15 protein-coding genes are annotated in these 16,474 nt (G+C 38.7%); all 15 read right to left on the minus strand.

From position 1 onward, the window contains the following. Positions 1-92: 92 nt before the first annotated feature. The 15 genes from rpe to EHQ52_RS00425 are packed head-to-tail and all read right to left on the minus strand — an operon-like array spanning position 93 to position 16,400. Positions 93-737 (minus strand): ribulose-phosphate 3-epimerase, encoded by a 645-nt coding sequence (gene rpe, locus EHQ52_RS00355; protein ID WP_135613304.1) that lies wholly within the window; start codon positions 735-737, stop codon positions 93-95. Continuing rightward, positions 734-1,738: a PASTA domain-containing protein gene (locus EHQ52_RS00360; protein ID WP_135613306.1), complete on the minus strand. Its 1,005-nt coding sequence runs from the start codon at positions 1,736-1,738 to the stop codon at positions 734-736. Before EHQ52_RS00360 ends, rpe begins: the two co-directional genes overlap by 4 nt. Beyond that, positions 1,735-2,679, minus strand: a complete 945-nt coding sequence (fmt, locus tag EHQ52_RS00365) for a methionyl-tRNA formyltransferase (RefSeq protein ID WP_135613308.1) — start codon at positions 2,677-2,679, stop codon at positions 1,735-1,737. Before fmt ends, EHQ52_RS00360 begins: the two co-directional genes overlap by 4 nt. Beyond that, positions 2,679-4,622, minus strand: a complete 1,944-nt coding sequence (gene priA / locus EHQ52_RS00370) for a replication restart helicase PriA (protein ID WP_135613310.1) — start codon at positions 4,620-4,622, stop codon at positions 2,679-2,681. Before priA ends, fmt begins: the two co-directional genes overlap by 1 nt. Further along, positions 4,619-5,458, minus strand: coding sequence for a hypothetical protein (locus EHQ52_RS00375; RefSeq protein ID WP_135613311.1), 840 nt, complete (start codon positions 5,456-5,458; stop codon positions 4,619-4,621). The genes priA and EHQ52_RS00375 overlap by 4 nt, the downstream gene beginning before the upstream one ends. Further along, entirely contained in the window at positions 5,451-6,794 is a 1,344-nt protein-coding gene (locus tag EHQ52_RS00380) for a sigma-54-dependent transcriptional regulator (RefSeq protein ID WP_135613313.1), read from the minus strand. Before EHQ52_RS00380 ends, EHQ52_RS00375 begins: the two co-directional genes overlap by 8 nt. Continuing rightward, positions 6,795-8,573, minus strand: a complete 1,779-nt coding sequence (locus EHQ52_RS00385) for an LIC_11548 family sensor histidine kinase (protein WP_208653445.1) — start codon at positions 8,571-8,573, stop codon at positions 6,795-6,797. It lies immediately after the preceding gene. A 17-nt stretch (positions 8,574-8,590) separates the two neighbouring features. Continuing rightward, positions 8,591-8,857, minus strand: a complete 267-nt coding sequence (locus EHQ52_RS00390; RefSeq protein ID WP_208653428.1) for an HPr family phosphocarrier protein — start codon at positions 8,855-8,857, stop codon at positions 8,591-8,593. Next, positions 8,832-9,794 (minus strand): HPr(Ser) kinase/phosphatase, encoded by a 963-nt coding sequence (gene hprK / locus EHQ52_RS00395; protein ID WP_135613316.1) that lies wholly within the window; start codon positions 9,792-9,794, stop codon positions 8,832-8,834. Before hprK ends, EHQ52_RS00390 begins: the two co-directional genes overlap by 26 nt. 3 nt (positions 9,795-9,797) lie before the next feature. Further along, positions 9,798-11,234, minus strand: a complete 1,437-nt coding sequence (gene rpoN, locus EHQ52_RS00400) for an RNA polymerase factor sigma-54 (RefSeq protein WP_135613317.1) — start codon at positions 11,232-11,234, stop codon at positions 9,798-9,800. Continuing rightward, the gene (gene lptB, locus EHQ52_RS00405) at positions 11,231-11,956 is read right to left on the minus strand and encodes an LPS export ABC transporter ATP-binding protein (RefSeq protein WP_100710200.1); all 726 of its coding nucleotides are present in this window, start codon (positions 11,954-11,956) and stop codon (positions 11,231-11,233) included. The genes rpoN and lptB overlap by 4 nt, the downstream gene beginning before the upstream one ends. A 9-nt stretch (positions 11,957-11,965) precedes the next feature. Beyond that, the gene (locus EHQ52_RS00410; protein ID WP_135613318.1) at positions 11,966-13,297 is read right to left on the minus strand and encodes an LptA/OstA family protein; all 1,332 of its coding nucleotides are present in this window, start codon (positions 13,295-13,297) and stop codon (positions 11,966-11,968) included. After that, positions 13,294-13,890: an LPS export ABC transporter periplasmic protein LptC gene (gene lptC, locus EHQ52_RS00415; protein ID WP_425269371.1), complete on the minus strand. Its 597-nt coding sequence runs from the start codon at positions 13,888-13,890 to the stop codon at positions 13,294-13,296. The genes EHQ52_RS00410 and lptC overlap by 4 nt, the downstream gene beginning before the upstream one ends. 42 nt (positions 13,891-13,932) lie before the next feature. Continuing rightward, positions 13,933-14,784, minus strand: a complete 852-nt coding sequence (kdsA, locus tag EHQ52_RS00420; RefSeq protein ID WP_135613320.1) for a 3-deoxy-8-phosphooctulonate synthase — start codon at positions 14,782-14,784, stop codon at positions 13,933-13,935. Then, positions 14,784-16,400, minus strand: a complete 1,617-nt coding sequence (locus EHQ52_RS00425) for a CTP synthase (protein WP_135613321.1) — start codon at positions 16,398-16,400, stop codon at positions 14,784-14,786. Before EHQ52_RS00425 ends, kdsA begins: the two co-directional genes overlap by 1 nt. Positions 16,401-16,474: the final 74 nt, after the last annotated feature.

Consider the following 16,474-nt stretch of genomic DNA (forward strand, 5'->3'; position numbering starts at 1 on the left):
CCTTCGAATAAATAAGGATGGCTCACCGTATGGTTCGCCCTAATACGCCATAATTTCCCGGAAAGCGGGGCTGTCAATATTTAATAAAAGACTTACTTTGTTAGGCCTTTTAAACGAATACCATTCTCGCTCGGGTCTCCGGATTTGAATAAACCGGCACCCACCACGCAGATATCCACGCCAGCTTGAGAGAGTTCTTTGATATTTGTATCATTGACTCCTCCATCTACTTCCAGTTCGATCGGGTAATTAGAAATGAGTGACTTGACCTTTCTGATCTTATCCATTCCACCATCTACGAATTTCTGTCCGTAAAATCCTGGTTCCACAGTCATTATGAGTACTAGATCAATATAAGGTAGAAGAGTTTCTAATGCAGAAACCGGAGTACCCGGATTGAGAGAAACTCCCACTTTCGGTCCATTCTTCTTTATTTCCTGAGCTAAACGAATTGGGAAACGAGTAGTCTCCGCATGAAAAGTAATACAATAAGGATTCAGCTCATAGTATTTCGGAACATGATTCTCTGGTTTTTCCACCATTAGGTGAACGTCCAGTGGGATCTGGGTCATTGCTTTGATCTCTTTATTGACCGCTTCTCCGAAGCTGATCTGAGGCACAAAGTTTCCGTCCATCACATCCATATGGACTAGGTCGATTCCTTCTTTTTTAAAATTAGGAACTGTATTTGCAAGTGCTGTAAGTTGGGTGGCTAAAATAGAAGCGGAGATTTTCAAAATTCGTTCTCGTAGTCTTTGGATTTTACTTTCGAACCTTGATCGTCCAAAAGAACCAGCGTCACGTCTCCTGTTCTATAAAAGACTGTCTGGATTTTTTCTCCTTCTTGGTAAGAAGTAGGAGCACTGATTTCGGTTTGTTTGGTTTCGTCGTTTTGGTCTTTTACGATTATAGAATAAGTCCCGTTTTTACGAGCTTCATATACGAAACTTTCGTATCCGCTTTCTACCCTATCTTCCGGCTCGAAATAAAATACCTTAAACTTGTATTCATTTCCCACTTTCTGGACGGATTCAATTTTTCCATTATCAGGACGAAATTTGGTAATAACCACTTCTGCTTTGGAAGAAATTTTTGCTCTTACAAGTGCTCTTTGGGCGAATGCGTAAGAATCACCTGGTTTAAATTCTAATCCTGCTTGTGGCTCCCCTTCTTTTTTCTTGGTAGAAGGTTTAGTAACTAGTAAGAATACTTTTTCGCCGGCGGTGATGTTTTTACCAGCTTCCGGGATTTGATCCACTACAGTATCAGGTTGTTCTCCTTCTTTCACTTCCACATAGGTGATCCCACCCAGAGTTAAAGAAACGTAAGTTTCGCCAGAGAGAACTTTTTCCATGGAGTTTTTAGCAGAGACCAAACTTTGCCCTTTTAGATTAGGCATGTCGATCCGATCTAAACCGATATTGACTGTAAGAGAAACTTTGGAACCAGCTTCCACTTCTCTTCCTGGGCGAATGGATTGATAAATTATAATTCCATCTGTTTTGTCTGGATAACGTTTGGACTCCAATCTGACTTTGAGCTGGAGACGCATTAATTCGTTATGGACTTCGTTGTACGGTTTGCCTACCACATCAGGCATGACTACCATAGTGGAGCTTTTAGTACGAACAAATACAACTAAGAAGGCGGCTATGAAAAAGACTACTAAGCCGAATGCGATGAAAAAAAAGTAACCCCCGATAGGGAGATATTTAGAGCGGAGTTCTTCCTTGGTCACTCGAAACGATCCTCGTCCGAAATTCGGAAACCATTCATGAAATCTGCAACAGTCATTCTGTTTTTATTTTCCGGTTGTACGGAAAGGATCTCTAAGAAATGGCCATCTCCACACTGTAAAATAAGGGCCTTTTTGTCCATTCGTTTCAATTTACCTGGCTGGATTGGCGTTTCAGAAAAATCTACGGGTCTTGTTTTCCATAAAACCATACGTTTCTCTTTAAAACGGCAATACCCGCCTAGATCTGGACTTAAAGCACGAATACGATTATGAATTTCAATGGCAGAAAGTTTTAGATCCAGGACCCTATCTTCTGCCTGAATTTTAGTACAATACGTTGCCTTGGAATGATCTTGAGGAGTTGCCTCAAAAGGAGAAGTTCTCGGGCCTTTTAAAAGTGGAATGAGACTTTGGATCCCTGCTTGGGTTATCTTTTCCATAAGAGATCCAGTATCATCTTCCAGATCTACATCCACTTCCTGGATGCGGATAATATCTCCCTCATCCATCTTTTCTCCCAGGTATTGGATGCTGATCCCAGACTTAGTATAACCTTTCCAAAGAGAAGTTTGGACTGGAGAAGCACCTCTTAGATCAGGAAGAATGGAGCCATGTAGATTGATAGAACCGAATTTAGGATAAGAAAAAATTTCCTTAGGTAGAATAGAGCCATAAGCGAATACAACATAGAGTTCCGCATCAAACTTAGATAAGTTTTGGAGTGCTTCTTCTTTTTCCTTCTTTATGGATTCGTATTGAAAGATAGGAAGATTTGTTGCGAGTGCGATTTCTTTAACAGGACTCGGAACGAGCGTTTTACTTCTTCCTTTGGGACGATCCGGATTTGTGACCACGAATTGTACTTGGATATCAGGCTCTTGTAGTAACGCCTGCAAAAGTTTGGCAGAAGGTTCCGGGGTTCCAAAAAATGCAATTTTCATCAGACAAGATCCAATGGATCAAAATCCAATTCCAGGTAAACGTTTTTAGAAATTTTAAGAGGCCTGATCTCTTTTTTTAGGATCTCTCTCCATTTGTTTTGAACTGTTGTTTTAATGAGTATATGATTTCTGAAGTTTGCATCTATTTTATAAAAAGGACAAGGAGCTGGACCTAAGACAACTGTGTTTGGTTCAGGCAGATGTTTTTTTAATACTTGATGCACTTCTTCAATCGTTTTGAGAGAAAGAATTTCATCCTTGGATCTGGATAAGATACGGATCAATCGAGAGAATGGTGGATAAAAAAGTTCTTCTCTTGTTTTGATCTCTGAATCATAAAATCGAACATAGTCTTGGTCCAATGCCATTCGAATAATCGGATGATCCACAGTATTTGTTTCGATCAAAACTTCTCCTGCTAGATCGGATCGCCCTGCTCTTCCCGCTACTTGAGTTAAAAGAGAAAATACTCTTTCTCCCGCTCTAAAATCGGGAAGTCCTAAACCAATACCTGCGTTTAAAACGCCTACTAGAGTAACTCGAGCAGCATCTAAACCTTTGGAGATCATTTGTGTTCCGGTGAGAATATCTATCTCTCCATCTACGAGTCTTCCGATCACATCTGTAAGAACACTTTTGTCTTGGATAGAATCTTGGTCTAAACGTTCTACTTTTGCACCTGGAAAAGTTTCTAGAAGGAATTCTTCTAACTTTTGGGTACCTGTTCCCATCATGACCAGTTTTTCTCCTAGTTTCGTTTCCAATCTTTGGAGAGAATCCGAGAATCCACAGAGGTGACAGATAACGGTACCTTTTTTATGATAACATAGATGGGATGTGCAATTTGGACAAGGGATATATGTTTTTTCTTTTTCAGAATAGATAAGAGGACTGTATCCTCTTCTATTTAAAAGTAGAATGACCTGTTCTTTTTTATCCAATCTTTGTTTGATCGCAAATGTAAGTTCAGAGCCGAGTAGTCTTGCATCTTTTTTATTTTCCTCTATCCGAACTGTTGGTGGTTTTGCGGTTCCAGGTCTTTTGGTAAGAACTTGCAGACCAATTTTTCCCGTTTTAGCAAGATGATATACTTCTACAGAAGGAGTTGCTGATCCTAAAACTAATACCGCTTTATTCTGCCTGCATCTTTGTAGAGCAACCTGTCTTGCATGGTATCTTGGAGTAGAATGTTCTTTAAAAGATCCATCATGCTCTTCGTCTATGATGACGAGTCCCAAGTTTGAGATAGGTGCGAATACCGCGGATCTTGTTCCAACAGCGATCCTTTTTTTGCCTTGTAGAAGGTCCGTATACGCTTTGAATCTTTCTGATACTTTCAAAGCAGAATGTAATAATGCAATTTGTCCGGGAAAGACTGCTTCTAATTTACGTATAATATGATAGGTCAAACCTATCTCAGGAACTAAAAGTAAAACTCCTTTGTTTGAGTTTTGTAGAATGTCCCGGATCAAATGCAGATATACTTCTGTTTTTCCACTTCCTGTGATCCCGAATAGAAGATGGATAGAATCTTTTCCAAAATCTGATTTGATGTTTTGGTAAGCTTTTTCTTGCTCTTCGTTTAATTTGAATGGTTCGGAGGCAATGACATTCTCGTTCAGTTTTACTTTAGAATGTCTTCTTCCGGAAGGGATCATCTTGTGGATACATTCCCCAAGAGATGCGAGGTATTGCTCTTTTACCCAATAAGCGAGCCCAATCTGTTCTTCATTGATGACTGGAGTTTTATCTATGACCCGATCTACTTGTAGAACTTCGTAGCTAGGTTCATTATGATGTAAGGATAATATGATCCCTTCTTCTTTTCTTCCTCGAAGTTTGGCTTCTACCCTCATTCCGACTTGGGTGCCTGGAGGCACCTCGTAAGTGAATGTATCTTCTAAGATTGGAAGATCAAAGGCTAGTTCTGCGTATTGGATCAAATTTTTTCTTTAATCTCCTGATGAAAGATCCCGAGCTGGGAGAGGATACTTTCTTTGACTTCTATTTCCTTCTTCTTGGCTTCTTGGAATTCTGGAGAATCTGCCTTACTTGATTTTCTTTTTTGTTCTGCTGCTAAGATAGCTTCAGGAGAACGAAGTACTACCATTGGAGTCCCAGGTTGGAACTCTAAAGTTTTTCCCATTTGTTTGAGAGCTTCCTCTTTTCCGAAATATAAAGTGGCTGCAGCGCCTAATAGTATAATTCCTTGGATGCCTTCTTCCTGGATGGTTTCCTGCACTTGGACCTTGCAGTTTTGGGTCCTTCTTTTCCAATCTTCTTCATTTGATCTATCTTGGGAAAATAAACATCCTGGAAATTCTTGGAAATAGAACTCCTTCATTGTGAACCCAAATACTTTCTGGATCATTCTATCGAATAAATCCTCTGCTTCAGTTGTTCGGAAAATTTTTAAAGGAGAAGTTTTTACATAAGATTCTTTTCCAGAGATTGTTTCGCCAGTATAATGAAGTACTAATATTTTCTTTCTGCCTCTGATAATAAAATGGCGTACAGCGCTAAGTCTATCTGAACAAAGTTTGCAGGAGAAGTTTCTGTCCTCTTTTTTAGGAGGGATCCTCATTTGTATCCCAGGAACAGTTGTTTCTTTTTTGGATCCGATAGAAGACCAAGCCCAAGTATCTTTCCATTCTAAGTCCAGATCCCCGGGATCTTTCTCTCCCTGTCTTCGTACGATCGGGAATTCTCCATTTTGGACTAAAAATTTAAAGTCCTGTAGAATTCCTTTTAGTTCCTGAAATATCCCAGGCTTAGTCATGGATGTCCTCCGCCTGTATCCCTAATGATTTCATTTTTCTGTATAAATGAGATCTTTCTATTCCGAGTGCCTTGGAAGTTTTGGAAACATTTCCTTCGTTTGTCTGTAATGTTTTCAGAATATACTGTTTCTCGAATTCTTCTTTTGCTTTTTTGAAATCTCCTTTTTCTACCAGATCGTTTGCTTTTACGAAACCTGTCATGGAGTCCTTCACATCTTGGGCACGGATAATATCGCTTACAGTCATAATACAAAGTCTTTCGATCACATTTTTTAATTCTCTAATATTCCCTGGCCAGAAATGGCTTTCTAAGATAGAAACCGCTTCCTTTTCTATAATTTTAGGAGTAAGATTATTTTCTGCGATTGTTTGTCTTACGTAATGATCTACAAGTAATGGAATATCTGATTTACGATCTCTTAATGGAGGAATTACGATCGGGATTACATTCAATCTATAATAAAGATCTTCTCTAAACTTCCCTTCTTTGATTGCTTCTTCTACCGGGATATTTGTAGCGGCAATAATTCTAACATCTACAGAAACTTGTTCTGTGCTTCCCAGCTTTTCAAATCTTTGTTCCTGTAGAATACGAAGAACTTTTGCCTGAGTAGATAAGGACATATCGCAGATCTCATCTAAGAAGAGAGTGCCTCCGTTGGCGGCTTCAAACTTTCCGATCCTTGTGTCTGTAGCTCCTGTAAATGCACCTTTTACATAACCGAATAGTTCAGATTCTATTAATTCTTCAGGAAGGGCGGCGCAATTCAGCTCTACGAAAGGTTGGTCCTTTCTTTTTGAATTTTTGAATATAGTTTTAGCAACTAATTCCTTTCCTGTTCCGTTTTCCCCATAAATAAACACTCTTGCATTTGTTGCGGCAGCCTGAGCTATCGAGAATTTTACTTTTTGGATTGCGGGAGAATTTCCTAAAATTTCATCCGATTCCAGTTTGATTTCGGGAGATTCCCATTTTTCTGAATACACTAATGCTTCTTCTACCGCCTCTAGAACTTTTGCGATAGATAATGGTTTTTCTAAAAAGTTGAGAGCACCTTTTTTGGTGGCTTGAACTGCAAGTTCTATAGTGCCATGGCCTGAGATCATTACTACCGGGACAGTTGGATAAATTTTTTTGATCTCATCTAAAACAATAAGTCCATCTTCTTTTCCGAGCCAAACATCTAGCAAAACTAAACTTGGCCTTTCTATCTTGAGATGTTTTAAGAAGTTTTTGCCGGATGAAAATTGTTCCGCTTCATAATTCTCATCTTCCAAAATATCTTGGAGTGATTTGCGTATTTCCGGTTCGTCATCTACTATGAATATTCTCATCTAAGCTACCGGAAGTTCTATCCTGAATTTACATCCGCCTAATTCGGAAGAATCTACAGAAATATGGCCGTTATGATCGATCACTGTTTTTTGGACGATTGCAAGTCCTATCCCAGAAACATGTTCGTCCTTGGTAGAATAATAAGGTTCAAAAACCTTGGATCTGTATTCGGAGGAAACGCCGATCCCATTATCTTCTACAAGTAAAACCACTGAACGTCTCATGATCCTTTTTTCGAGCACTGCGGAAATACGAACTTTTCCTTGAGAGAAACCAGAGTCTCCTCTTTGCCTTCTCTTTTCTATAGCTTCCACTGCATTTTTGAAAAGATTGTTCATGATCCCTAAAAACAGTTTTTTGTCCAAAAAGATTTCTGGCAAATTTTTAGTGAAGTTAAGTTCTATTTGGATTCCAGGTGTATGTTCGAAAAGTTTTGCACTTTCTAAAACGACAGGCTCTAAATGTTGGTTGATCAGTCTAGGTGCAGGCATTCTTGCAAACTCAGAGAATTCATTTACCAGATGTTCCAAAATTTTTACCTGACCGACTATGGTTTCGCTTCCCTTTGTTACGATCTCTTGGAATTCTTCCGGAACTTCTGAGTTTAATTTTCTACGTATTCTTTCTGCAGAAAGTTGGATTGGAGTGAGCGGATTTTTGATCTCATGAGCCATTCTCTGGGCTACTTCTTTCCAAGCTGCAATCCTTTGTGTATGCATCAGCTCTTCGTTTTTGGATTTTAGATCTTTTACCATTTGGTTAAAAGATTCTACTAGTGCACCTATCTCTCCTCCTTCTGTGAGCGGAAGATTGATATCAGTATCTCCTAAGGAAACTTTTTGTGTGGCGTTTGCAAGATCTATGATCGGTCTTGAAATCTTTCGAGCAAATACAAGTGAGAAGAAGATAGAAAGTAAAAATGCAAATACAGTCAGCAATGTAATGGTAAGTCGAACCTCATAAGGAAGTTTTTCTTTTGCTAAATCAGCAGTGATATAGTTCTTTCTAGTATTAATGAAAGAATAAGCTCTGGATTCTTCTCCTTGGAAAACACGTTTTCCTAATATGAGAAATTTTGCAGGATTTGAAGATTCGATTTTAAGTAGATAAAATCCCAAATTTTGGCTTAAGGCCAGTTTTTCGGAAATTCCTTCTTCTGTTCCAAGATTGGTAAATTCTTCAGGTGAAATTGCCAATTTTAAAGATCTATTTTCAAGGATTGGAAGATTATTCTCATACCATCCCACATAATAATTTGGATTAGAGATTAGATCTAATTCATTCGCTCGGTTTGTGAGCAGATTCGGATTTGGATTTTGTCTTTGGACTAAATTCCTAAATAATTTAGCTTTTTCTAATAGATTATTTTTTTCAAGATCCAATTCCTTTCGGACAAAATGATCTCCAGCTTCTAAAGCCTGGGCGATGTCTAAGCCGTAAAATCCTTCGAATACTCTTCCTATCACATTAGAAGTGAGTAAAAATACAGGAAAAGAAGGAAGCATTGCGATAAACAAAAAAGAAAGAGAAAGTCTATATCGGATGGAACTTTTGAGCCTTCCAGTTTCTAAATTCCTGCGATTTCTATAAAAATAAGAAATGACTAGGAATAATACAACTAAAGGGACAGTATAGTATACATAGATCAGTATACGATCTACTATATCTATATTTTCAGAATTTCTAAAATGGATTAGTTCAGCGGCGAGTATTGAAAGAGAGATCACTCCGGATAAAATCAGAAGATCTCGGAGATAATATCGATTCTCCTCTTCTATCCGGAATGGAAACCATTTCATATCGCAAAATCGCCTTCCACTAATTTAGCCAAAGCGTCCGATGCTTCTTCTTCCTGAGCGCCTTCTGTTTTGATGGAAAATTCCTGACCGGGTGCTAAAGCTAACATCATGAGTCCCATGATACTTTTGCCGTTCACTTCCACTCCGTCTTTGGAGACCAGAACTTCGCAGGAGTATTTTGCCGCGCAATTCACAAAGACTGAGGCGGGACGAGCATGCATCCCTGCGCCGTTTTCGTTAATTTTGAGGTGGATTTCTTTCAACTTTTCCTTGCTGTAGATAAATGTTTAATTTTTGGCTGAATTCCGCCGCTGCATTCTTTCCTAGTTTTTTTAATCTTTGGTTCATTGCAGCGGTTTCTACGATAATTGGAATATTTCTTCCTGGTCGAACTGGAAGTTTGATCAAAGGAATATTCACTCCTAATACTTCTTCTGTTCTGTTTTCGAGTCCAGTACGATCGAATTCTTTTTCTTCTGTCCATTCTTCCAAATGGATGATGAGTTCTATAAGTTTATGATCTCTTACGGACCCAATCCCGAATATATCTTTTATATTCAGAATTCCTAATCCTCTGATTTCCATATGGTGTCGAAGAAGGTCCGAACATGTCCCAATCAGATAACTTTCTGAAAGTCTTCTGATCTCCACCATATCGTCTGCGACTAGACGGTGTCCTCTTTCTATGAGTTCCAGGGCTGTTTCACTTTTACCCACACCACTTTTACCAGAAAGAAGTATTCCTATTCCAAATACTTCGATTAGAACCCCGTGTCTCATAGTTCTAGGTGCAAGACTTCTGTCCAAAATTTGAGAGATCAAAGTAATGAATTTATGTGTAGAAACATCCGAACCCAAAAGTGGAATATTTAGACGATCGCAATATTCTACAAAGATAGGAGGAGGAACATTTCCATGTGTGAATATAATACAATTCAAATGAAAATGGAAAAAATCTGCTGCGAGTTTTTCCATATCCTCGCCTTCTTTCGAAGTAATATAAGCCCATTCTCCTTTTCCAAAAATTTGGATACGATCATGAGCAAAACTTTCGTAGAAGCCTGTGAGTGAAAGACCAGGTCTATTGATCTCAGAGCTATGGATCCGATTTTGGAGTCCATTCTCGCCTGCGATCATTTTTAAGCCTAATTCAGGATGGTCTTTTAGAATATTAGATACATTGATTCCTGGAACGGACATGAGTTACCTTGCTTCCAGAGATTTTACTTTTTTTCTTTGGTTGGATGGTAAAATTTTTAGGATCTTACGATACTTCGCCACAGTTCTTCTGGCAATCTCTATCCCTTTACTTTCTATTTTTTCCACTATGTCCTGATCGGAGAGAGGGTTTTCGGGATCTTCTTCTTTTACTAGATTACGTATAATATCATGAATGGTCTTAGAAGATTCCATTCCACCTTCTGAACTTTTGGATTTTAATCCAGAGGAGAAGAACCATTTTAATTCTAAAATTCCCCAAGAAGTTTGGACATACTTATTGGAAGTGATACGAGAAACTGTGGATTCGTGAAGATCTAATCTTTCTGCGATATCTTTTAAAGTGAGAGGTTTTAGAAATCGAACACCCTTGCGGAAAAATTCAGTTTGGAGTTCTATAATTGCGGAGACTACTCTATACAAAGTTTGTCTTCTTTGGTTTACGGAACGGATTAGCCATTCTGCTGAGTTTAATTTTGCAGAAATATATTCCTTATCCGAATCTTTAGCCCCCGCTCCTTTTTTGAGCATTCCCTTGTATTCTTTATTTATTTTTAATTTAGGAAGCCATTCATCATTCAGCAATATACTGAACTCACCTTCTATTTCTCGAATAATAACATCTGGAACTATATAATCTGGTTTTTGAGGAGTGTATAATGTTGCGGGGAATGGCTCAAGCTTCTTGATCTCAGCTGCCATTGCTTCGATCGCTTCTACAGGGAGACCCATTTTTTTGGAAATTCCCTTATAATCCAGTTTTTCCAGGTCTTTTAAATAGTTTTGGATAAGGTCATGAAGGTTTTTATCTTCAGGTCTTAGGATCTTTGCTTGGACATATAATGTTTCTTGAATGCTTCCTGCACCAATTCCAAGAGGATCTAATTGATGGATCTGTTCTAAAACTTTCTTAATCGTTTTAGCAGAAACCCCTATTTCAGTAGCAAGTTCTGCTTGGGTTTGAGAAATAAATCCTCTATCGTCCAGCATAGAGATCAAAATTTCTGCGATCTCCATTTCTTTTCCTTTTAAGGAAGAGATCCTAAGTTGCCAAAGTAAATGATCTGAAAGCGATTGTGCGTTAGGAGATGATTCTATGTATTTTTGGTTTCTGTCAGAAGCGTCGGTGCCTCTGTATTGAGGTTTATCTAAACTAAAAGAGTCCTGCCAGCCTTGGTCGGAATTTTTTAGAAAATCATTCTTCTCTTTTCTTTTTAGATCATCTACCGAATAAAGTTCAGGACTTTTGCTTCTTTCTGAACCTGGTTCCTCTTCCAGCATTGGATTTTCAACCAGTTCGGCACTGATCCTATCAGCGAGTTCCAGAGTAGACAAGGGCAAAAGCTCTATCGACTGACGCAAATCCTGCGTCATGACAAGCTTCTGTGTCTGCTTCTGTACTAACTGATGGTTCAGATTCACAGCTTGAAGTCCTCTCCTAGATACATTCTCTTTGCTTCTTTATCGTTTACGAGTTCTTTAGGTGATCCCGCAATTAAGATCCGACCACTATGCATGATATATGCTCTATCCGTGATCTTTAATGTTTCTCGAACATTATGGTCGGTGATTAAGATGCCCAGTCCCTTCTTCTTTAAACTATTTATAACAGTTTGAATATCTTTAACAGCTATAGGGTCAACCCCTGCAAAAGGTTCGTCAAGAAGGATAAAATCTGGATTTGTCACTAGGGCTCTGGCGATTTCACATCTTCTTCTTTCCCCGCCTGAAAGAGTAAAACCTTTTTGGTTAGCGACTCGCATAATTTGTAATTCTAACAGTAGTTCGTCTCTTCTGCGAATGATTTCTGATCTAGGAATGTTCAGAGTTTCTAAGATAGCTTCTAAGTTTTCTGCTACTGTTAATTTTCTAAAGATAGAAGCTTCTTGCGCAAGATAACCTACTCCAAGTTTTGCTCTAGTATGCATTGGAGCTTCTGTTACATCTTGGTCATCTATGAATACATGCCCTGAATCTGGTTTTACGAAACCGACAGACATATAGAAGGAAGTAGTTTTGCCGGCACCGTTCGGACCTAGTAGACCTACTACTTCTCCTTTGCGAACATCGAAACTGACTCCATCTACAACCTTACGCTTATTGTATATTTTGATTAAGTTTTGGCACCGGATCCTTTGTCCCATTCTGTAAGCCTAATTTCCTAAATGGACTCCTTCTGTCAGAATTGATCTTCCTTCTCTTGGATAAAAGACGATTTTTCCTGCTCGAAGGATCTTACCACTTCGATTAATCCTAGGATTTCCTTCTAAAAGTACAGATTCGTCGTTTTCAAAATAAGTGGCGTACTCACCTTGCGCCTCTGTGGACTTGGATTTGATCCAAATATTTCCTCGGATCACTGTTTCTTTTTGATCTAAGAAACGTTCGAATTCTTGAGCAGTGATGGTGCTTGTTACCTGATTAGAATTTTTGTCTAAAAATTCCATTTTACCTTCGTCAGTCAGGTGAAGATAATTTTCATTTCTAAAATAATCGAATACGTTACCCGAAAGAATAAGATTATTCTCTCTATCGTGGACTTTGATATTCTTTCTTGCCTTGATGATACGAGAATCTTTTCCTACTGATTCAATATTCTCAGAAGTGATCTTCATATCCTTTCTCAGAACTGTTGCATTGCCGCTGATCAAAACTGTGCGATCATTTTCTTCATTCGGGCGGCTTTCTATCTTATCCCCTTTTAGGATTGTGAGAACAGTTTGTTTTTTCTCATTTCCTTCCGGATCTTTTTTAGTTTCTTCAGAAGATTGGAATAATACTGTGTTTTCTTCTAAAATTATTCTGCTTTCATTTGTGTAGAAGGATAACTTTTTACCGCTTAGGTATCTATTCTTGGAGATTAAGATGGGATCCGGGTCAGTAGTGATTAGATGTTCTGATTCTTTAAAAACTGCTTCTGCGCAGAAGATAGTAACTTCAGGATGATTTACGATCACTCCACCATGTAGTTTCGTAATTTTAGTGCTTAATTCTCTATCTATTTGTTTTGCAGAAATGACCGTGGTTTTGCCAGTTTTGTCCCTGAAACTAAGCCTAGGCCTTTCTTTGATATAGACCATTTCGGAGTATTTATCATATTCTCCTACTCCCGCTCTCATCACAGTTCCATTTTCCTGGTCTTCTATATGTACTCCGTTCTTTAAAAAAGCCTTATATGCTTCTTTTCCAAAAACCTCGATCCTGTTTGCGCCTAATTTTACTTTTTTATGTTGGATCCAGGCTCCACCTTCTAAGCTGAATATGGTAACTTTGAGTCCTTGGACTTCTCTGTCTTCCTGGGTAAGTGCGTTTGCTCCCCAAAAAGTAGGAAAACTTTCTTTACGTTTTGGATCTACTTCTCCAATTCCTTGGAAAGTTTTGGGATCTAAAGTCTCCGCAGAAAATAAAAGTGGGGGTCTAGAATGAGATCCCAAATGCCCAGGCAGCAAAAATAATAAAAAGAATAATGCTAGGATACGTTTCATTTTTCTTTAGGGGAAGAAGAAAGTGGATTTGCTCCACCTTGGGTAATCGCACTTGGTCTTAAAATTGTGAACTTGTTCAGGTCTTTGTCCGCTCTAAGGCCAACTCCTCTGATATGAGTTCCGTTTGCATCTATCACAACTTCTTCATTCGAGGTTAGTTCTTTAGTTTCGTCATTATAATCCAATGATTTTGCTCTAAGTGTTCTATGTTCTTCCGTTTTTAGAAGAATATTTCCTGTGAGCTTCATTAGTTTTTTGACCTGATTGATCTCTCCCTTTTCACCAGTGAGTCTGGACTTGAACTTTCCATTTTCATATTGGTCAAAATTGATCCCGTACATTACATATCTTTTTTCGTCAGCATAAAGATATGCCTCTTCTGCTTTCAATTTCCATAATATAGTTCCATTTCCATCATACTGGTCTTTTGCAAAATTCCTAAAAGAAACAGTGGAACCCTTTTCTTTTTCTTCTTCTACACGAGTGTATTTAGCATCCGATTTTCCACCGGAATAGAAAAAAAGAACCAGGAATAAAATTGCTATTCCTACTCCTAGGCCCGGACCGTATTTCCTAGCGGTTTCCGGGTCTATTTTGAGTAGAGTGAGTATACGGGAATACAAGGCTCTTATCGATTAGCGGTTTAGGATTTCCTGTTTTACGTAACGATCTAAACCGACCAATTCCTTTAATAAGGATTTAATTTCAGAAAGAGGATATTGAGTAGTAGCATCTGAAAGAGCCTTTGCAGGATCAGGGTGCACTTCCATAAAGATACCTTCTATCCCAAGTGCAACTGCACTTCTTGTCATACTCGGGATATATTCTCTTTGTCCTCCAGTGATATTTCCTGCTGCTCCAGGCAATTGTGCGGAGTGAGTGGCATCGAAAACCACCGGAATATCATAACTATGTAATATAGGAACAGTTCTTCCGTCGAATACAAGATTTCCATAACCGAATGTGGTACCTCTTTCGGTTACCATATACTTTTCGGAACCTGATTCTTGGATTTTTGTTTTGATATGTCTACAGTCAGAAGGAGCTAAAAATTGTCCTTTTTTGACGTTCACCCATTTTCCTGTTTTAGCAGATTCTGCGATTAAATCAGTTTGTCTGCTCAAGAAAGCTGGGATTTGGTACATATCGATCACATCTTTAAGAGGACCAACTTGAGAAGTTTCATGAATATCGGTTAGAACGGGAACATTAAATTTTTTCTTAATATGTTCTAGATGTTTAATTCCTTCAGAAAGTCCAGGACCTCTATAAGAAGAAACTGAAGAACGATTTGCTTTGTCGAAACTACTCTTAAAAACATAAGGGATACCAAGTTCTGTGGTGATCTCTAACATTTCTGCACAGACTTTTTCGAGTAAGTCTCTGTTTTCCATCACACAAGGACCTGCGATTAGGAAGAATGGATTCTTTCCTCCTATCTTTTTGCCGCTTAAAAAATCCCTTTCTTGGGCAGTTTTATCGCTCATTATGCCTTCCTTGCAAATTTGACCGCAGCACGGATGAATCCGGCAAATAATGGATGCGGTTTTGTAGGTTTTCCAGTGAATTCAGGATGGAACTGAACTCCTATAAACCAAGGATGTTCTGGAATTTCTACAATTTCAATCAGGTTTTCATCTGGAGAAATACCTGAAAGGATCATTCCTTTCTCTTCAAATCTTTGTTTGTATTTGTTGGTAAACTCGAATCTATGTCTATGTCTCTCATAGATCAGTTCTTGTTTGTATTCATTGAACGCTAATGTGTTCTTTTTGATCTTACATGGATAAGAACCTAAACGCATTGTTCCGCCCATTTGATCTATGTCCATTTGTTCTTCGATAAGAGAGATGACTGGATCTGGAGAATCTGGTCTGAACTCAGTGGAATTCGCATCTTTCATTCCCAATACGTTTCTTGCGTATTCGATCACTGCACATTGCATTCCTAAACAGATCCCGAAGAATGGAATTCCTTTGGTTCTTGCGTATTGGATTGCTGCGATCTTACCTTCTATTCCTCTATCTCCGAATCCACCTGGAACTAAAACTCCATGTGCTGATTTTAAAACATCCTTCACATTTGTTTTATCCAGTTTTTCAGGATCTACTTTGATAAATTCTACGTTTGCTTCGTTTGCAATTCCACCATGAGATAAACTTTCATAAACGGAACGATATGCATCGTGAAGAGAAATATACTTTCCGACCACCGCGATCTGAACCGTATGTTTTGCGGATTGGAGACTTTTTATGATCTTCTCCCATTCCGTAAAATTAGATTTCCCTAATTCTAATCCTAATGTTTTCAGAACCACTTGATCCAATTTTTCTTCTTTGTACATTTTAGGGATTTCATAAATGGAAGTGCTGATATCGGAAGCGGAGATCACATTCTCTTCTTTTACGTTACAGAAGGAGGAAATTTTTCCCTTCATTTCTTTTGGCATTGGTTGGTTCACACGGCAGATCAAAATATCAGGTTGGATCCCGAGTGCCAAAAGTTCTTTTACAGAGTGTTGGGTAGGTTTTGTTTTTGCTTCACCTGCTACTGTGATGGTAGGAACTAAAGTAACATGGATGAATAAAACTTGAGTAGGTCCGTGTTCATATCTCATCTGACGGATTGCTTCTAAGAATGGAATGGATTCAATGTCACCTACTGTTCCACCAATCTCTACGATCACAAAGTCAGTTGCATTTTCTCTTGCAAGAGTGTAGATCCTATTTCGGATCTCATTGGTGATATGAGGAACGACCTGGACAGTTCTTCCCAGATAATCCCCTTTTCTTTCTCTTTGGATTACAGTATTATAAATTTGTCCTGTAGATATAGAGTTCTTACGAGTGAACTTGGATTTGGTAAATCTTTCGTAATAACCTAGATCCAAATCAGTTTCTGCGCCGTCTTCGGTCACATACACTTCACCATGCTGGTACGGACTCATTGTTCCCGGATCAATATTGATATAAGGGTCCATTTTTTGGAGAGAAACGGAATAACCCCTACTTTCCAAAAGGCATCCAAGGGCTGCAGCGGATACACCCTTTCCAAGGGAGGAACAAACACCTCCGGTCACGAAAATAAATTTAGTTTTGGACAAACCGATCTCCTACCTGCTGAACAGAGTTTTCTTCAGTCTCGGAAAATCCAACTCGGAATTTCGCAGAATTGAGA

It is taken from the genome of Leptospira koniambonensis, assembly GCF_004769555.1.
Classification (GTDB): Bacteria; Spirochaetota; Leptospiria; order Leptospirales; family Leptospiraceae; genus Leptospira_B; species Leptospira_B koniambonensis.

Coding starts and splice junctions, on each gene's coding strand:
- lptB (WP_100710200.1), bottom strand. CDS start 11,956: ATGGGACAAAGGATCCGGTGCCAAAACTTAATCAAAATATACAATAAG.
- EHQ52_RS00375 (WP_135613311.1), bottom strand. CDS start 5,458: ATGACTAAGCCTGGGATATTTCAGGAACTAAAAGGAATTCTACAGGAC.
- kdsA (WP_135613320.1), bottom strand. CDS start 14,784: ATGAGCGATAAAACTGCCCAAGAAAGGGATTTTTTAAGCGGCAAAAAG.
- EHQ52_RS00380 (WP_135613313.1), bottom strand. CDS start 6,794: ATGAGAATATTCATAGTAGATGACGAACCGGAAATACGCAAATCACTC.
- hprK (WP_135613316.1), bottom strand. CDS start 9,794: ATGTCCGTTCCAGGAATCAATGTATCTAATATTCTAAAAGACCATCCT.
- fmt (WP_135613308.1), bottom strand. CDS start 2,679: ATGAAAATTGCATTTTTTGGAACCCCGGAACCTTCTGCCAAACTTTTG.
- EHQ52_RS00410 (WP_135613318.1), bottom strand. CDS start 13,297: ATGAAACGTATCCTAGCATTATTCTTTTTATTATTTTTGCTGCCTGGG.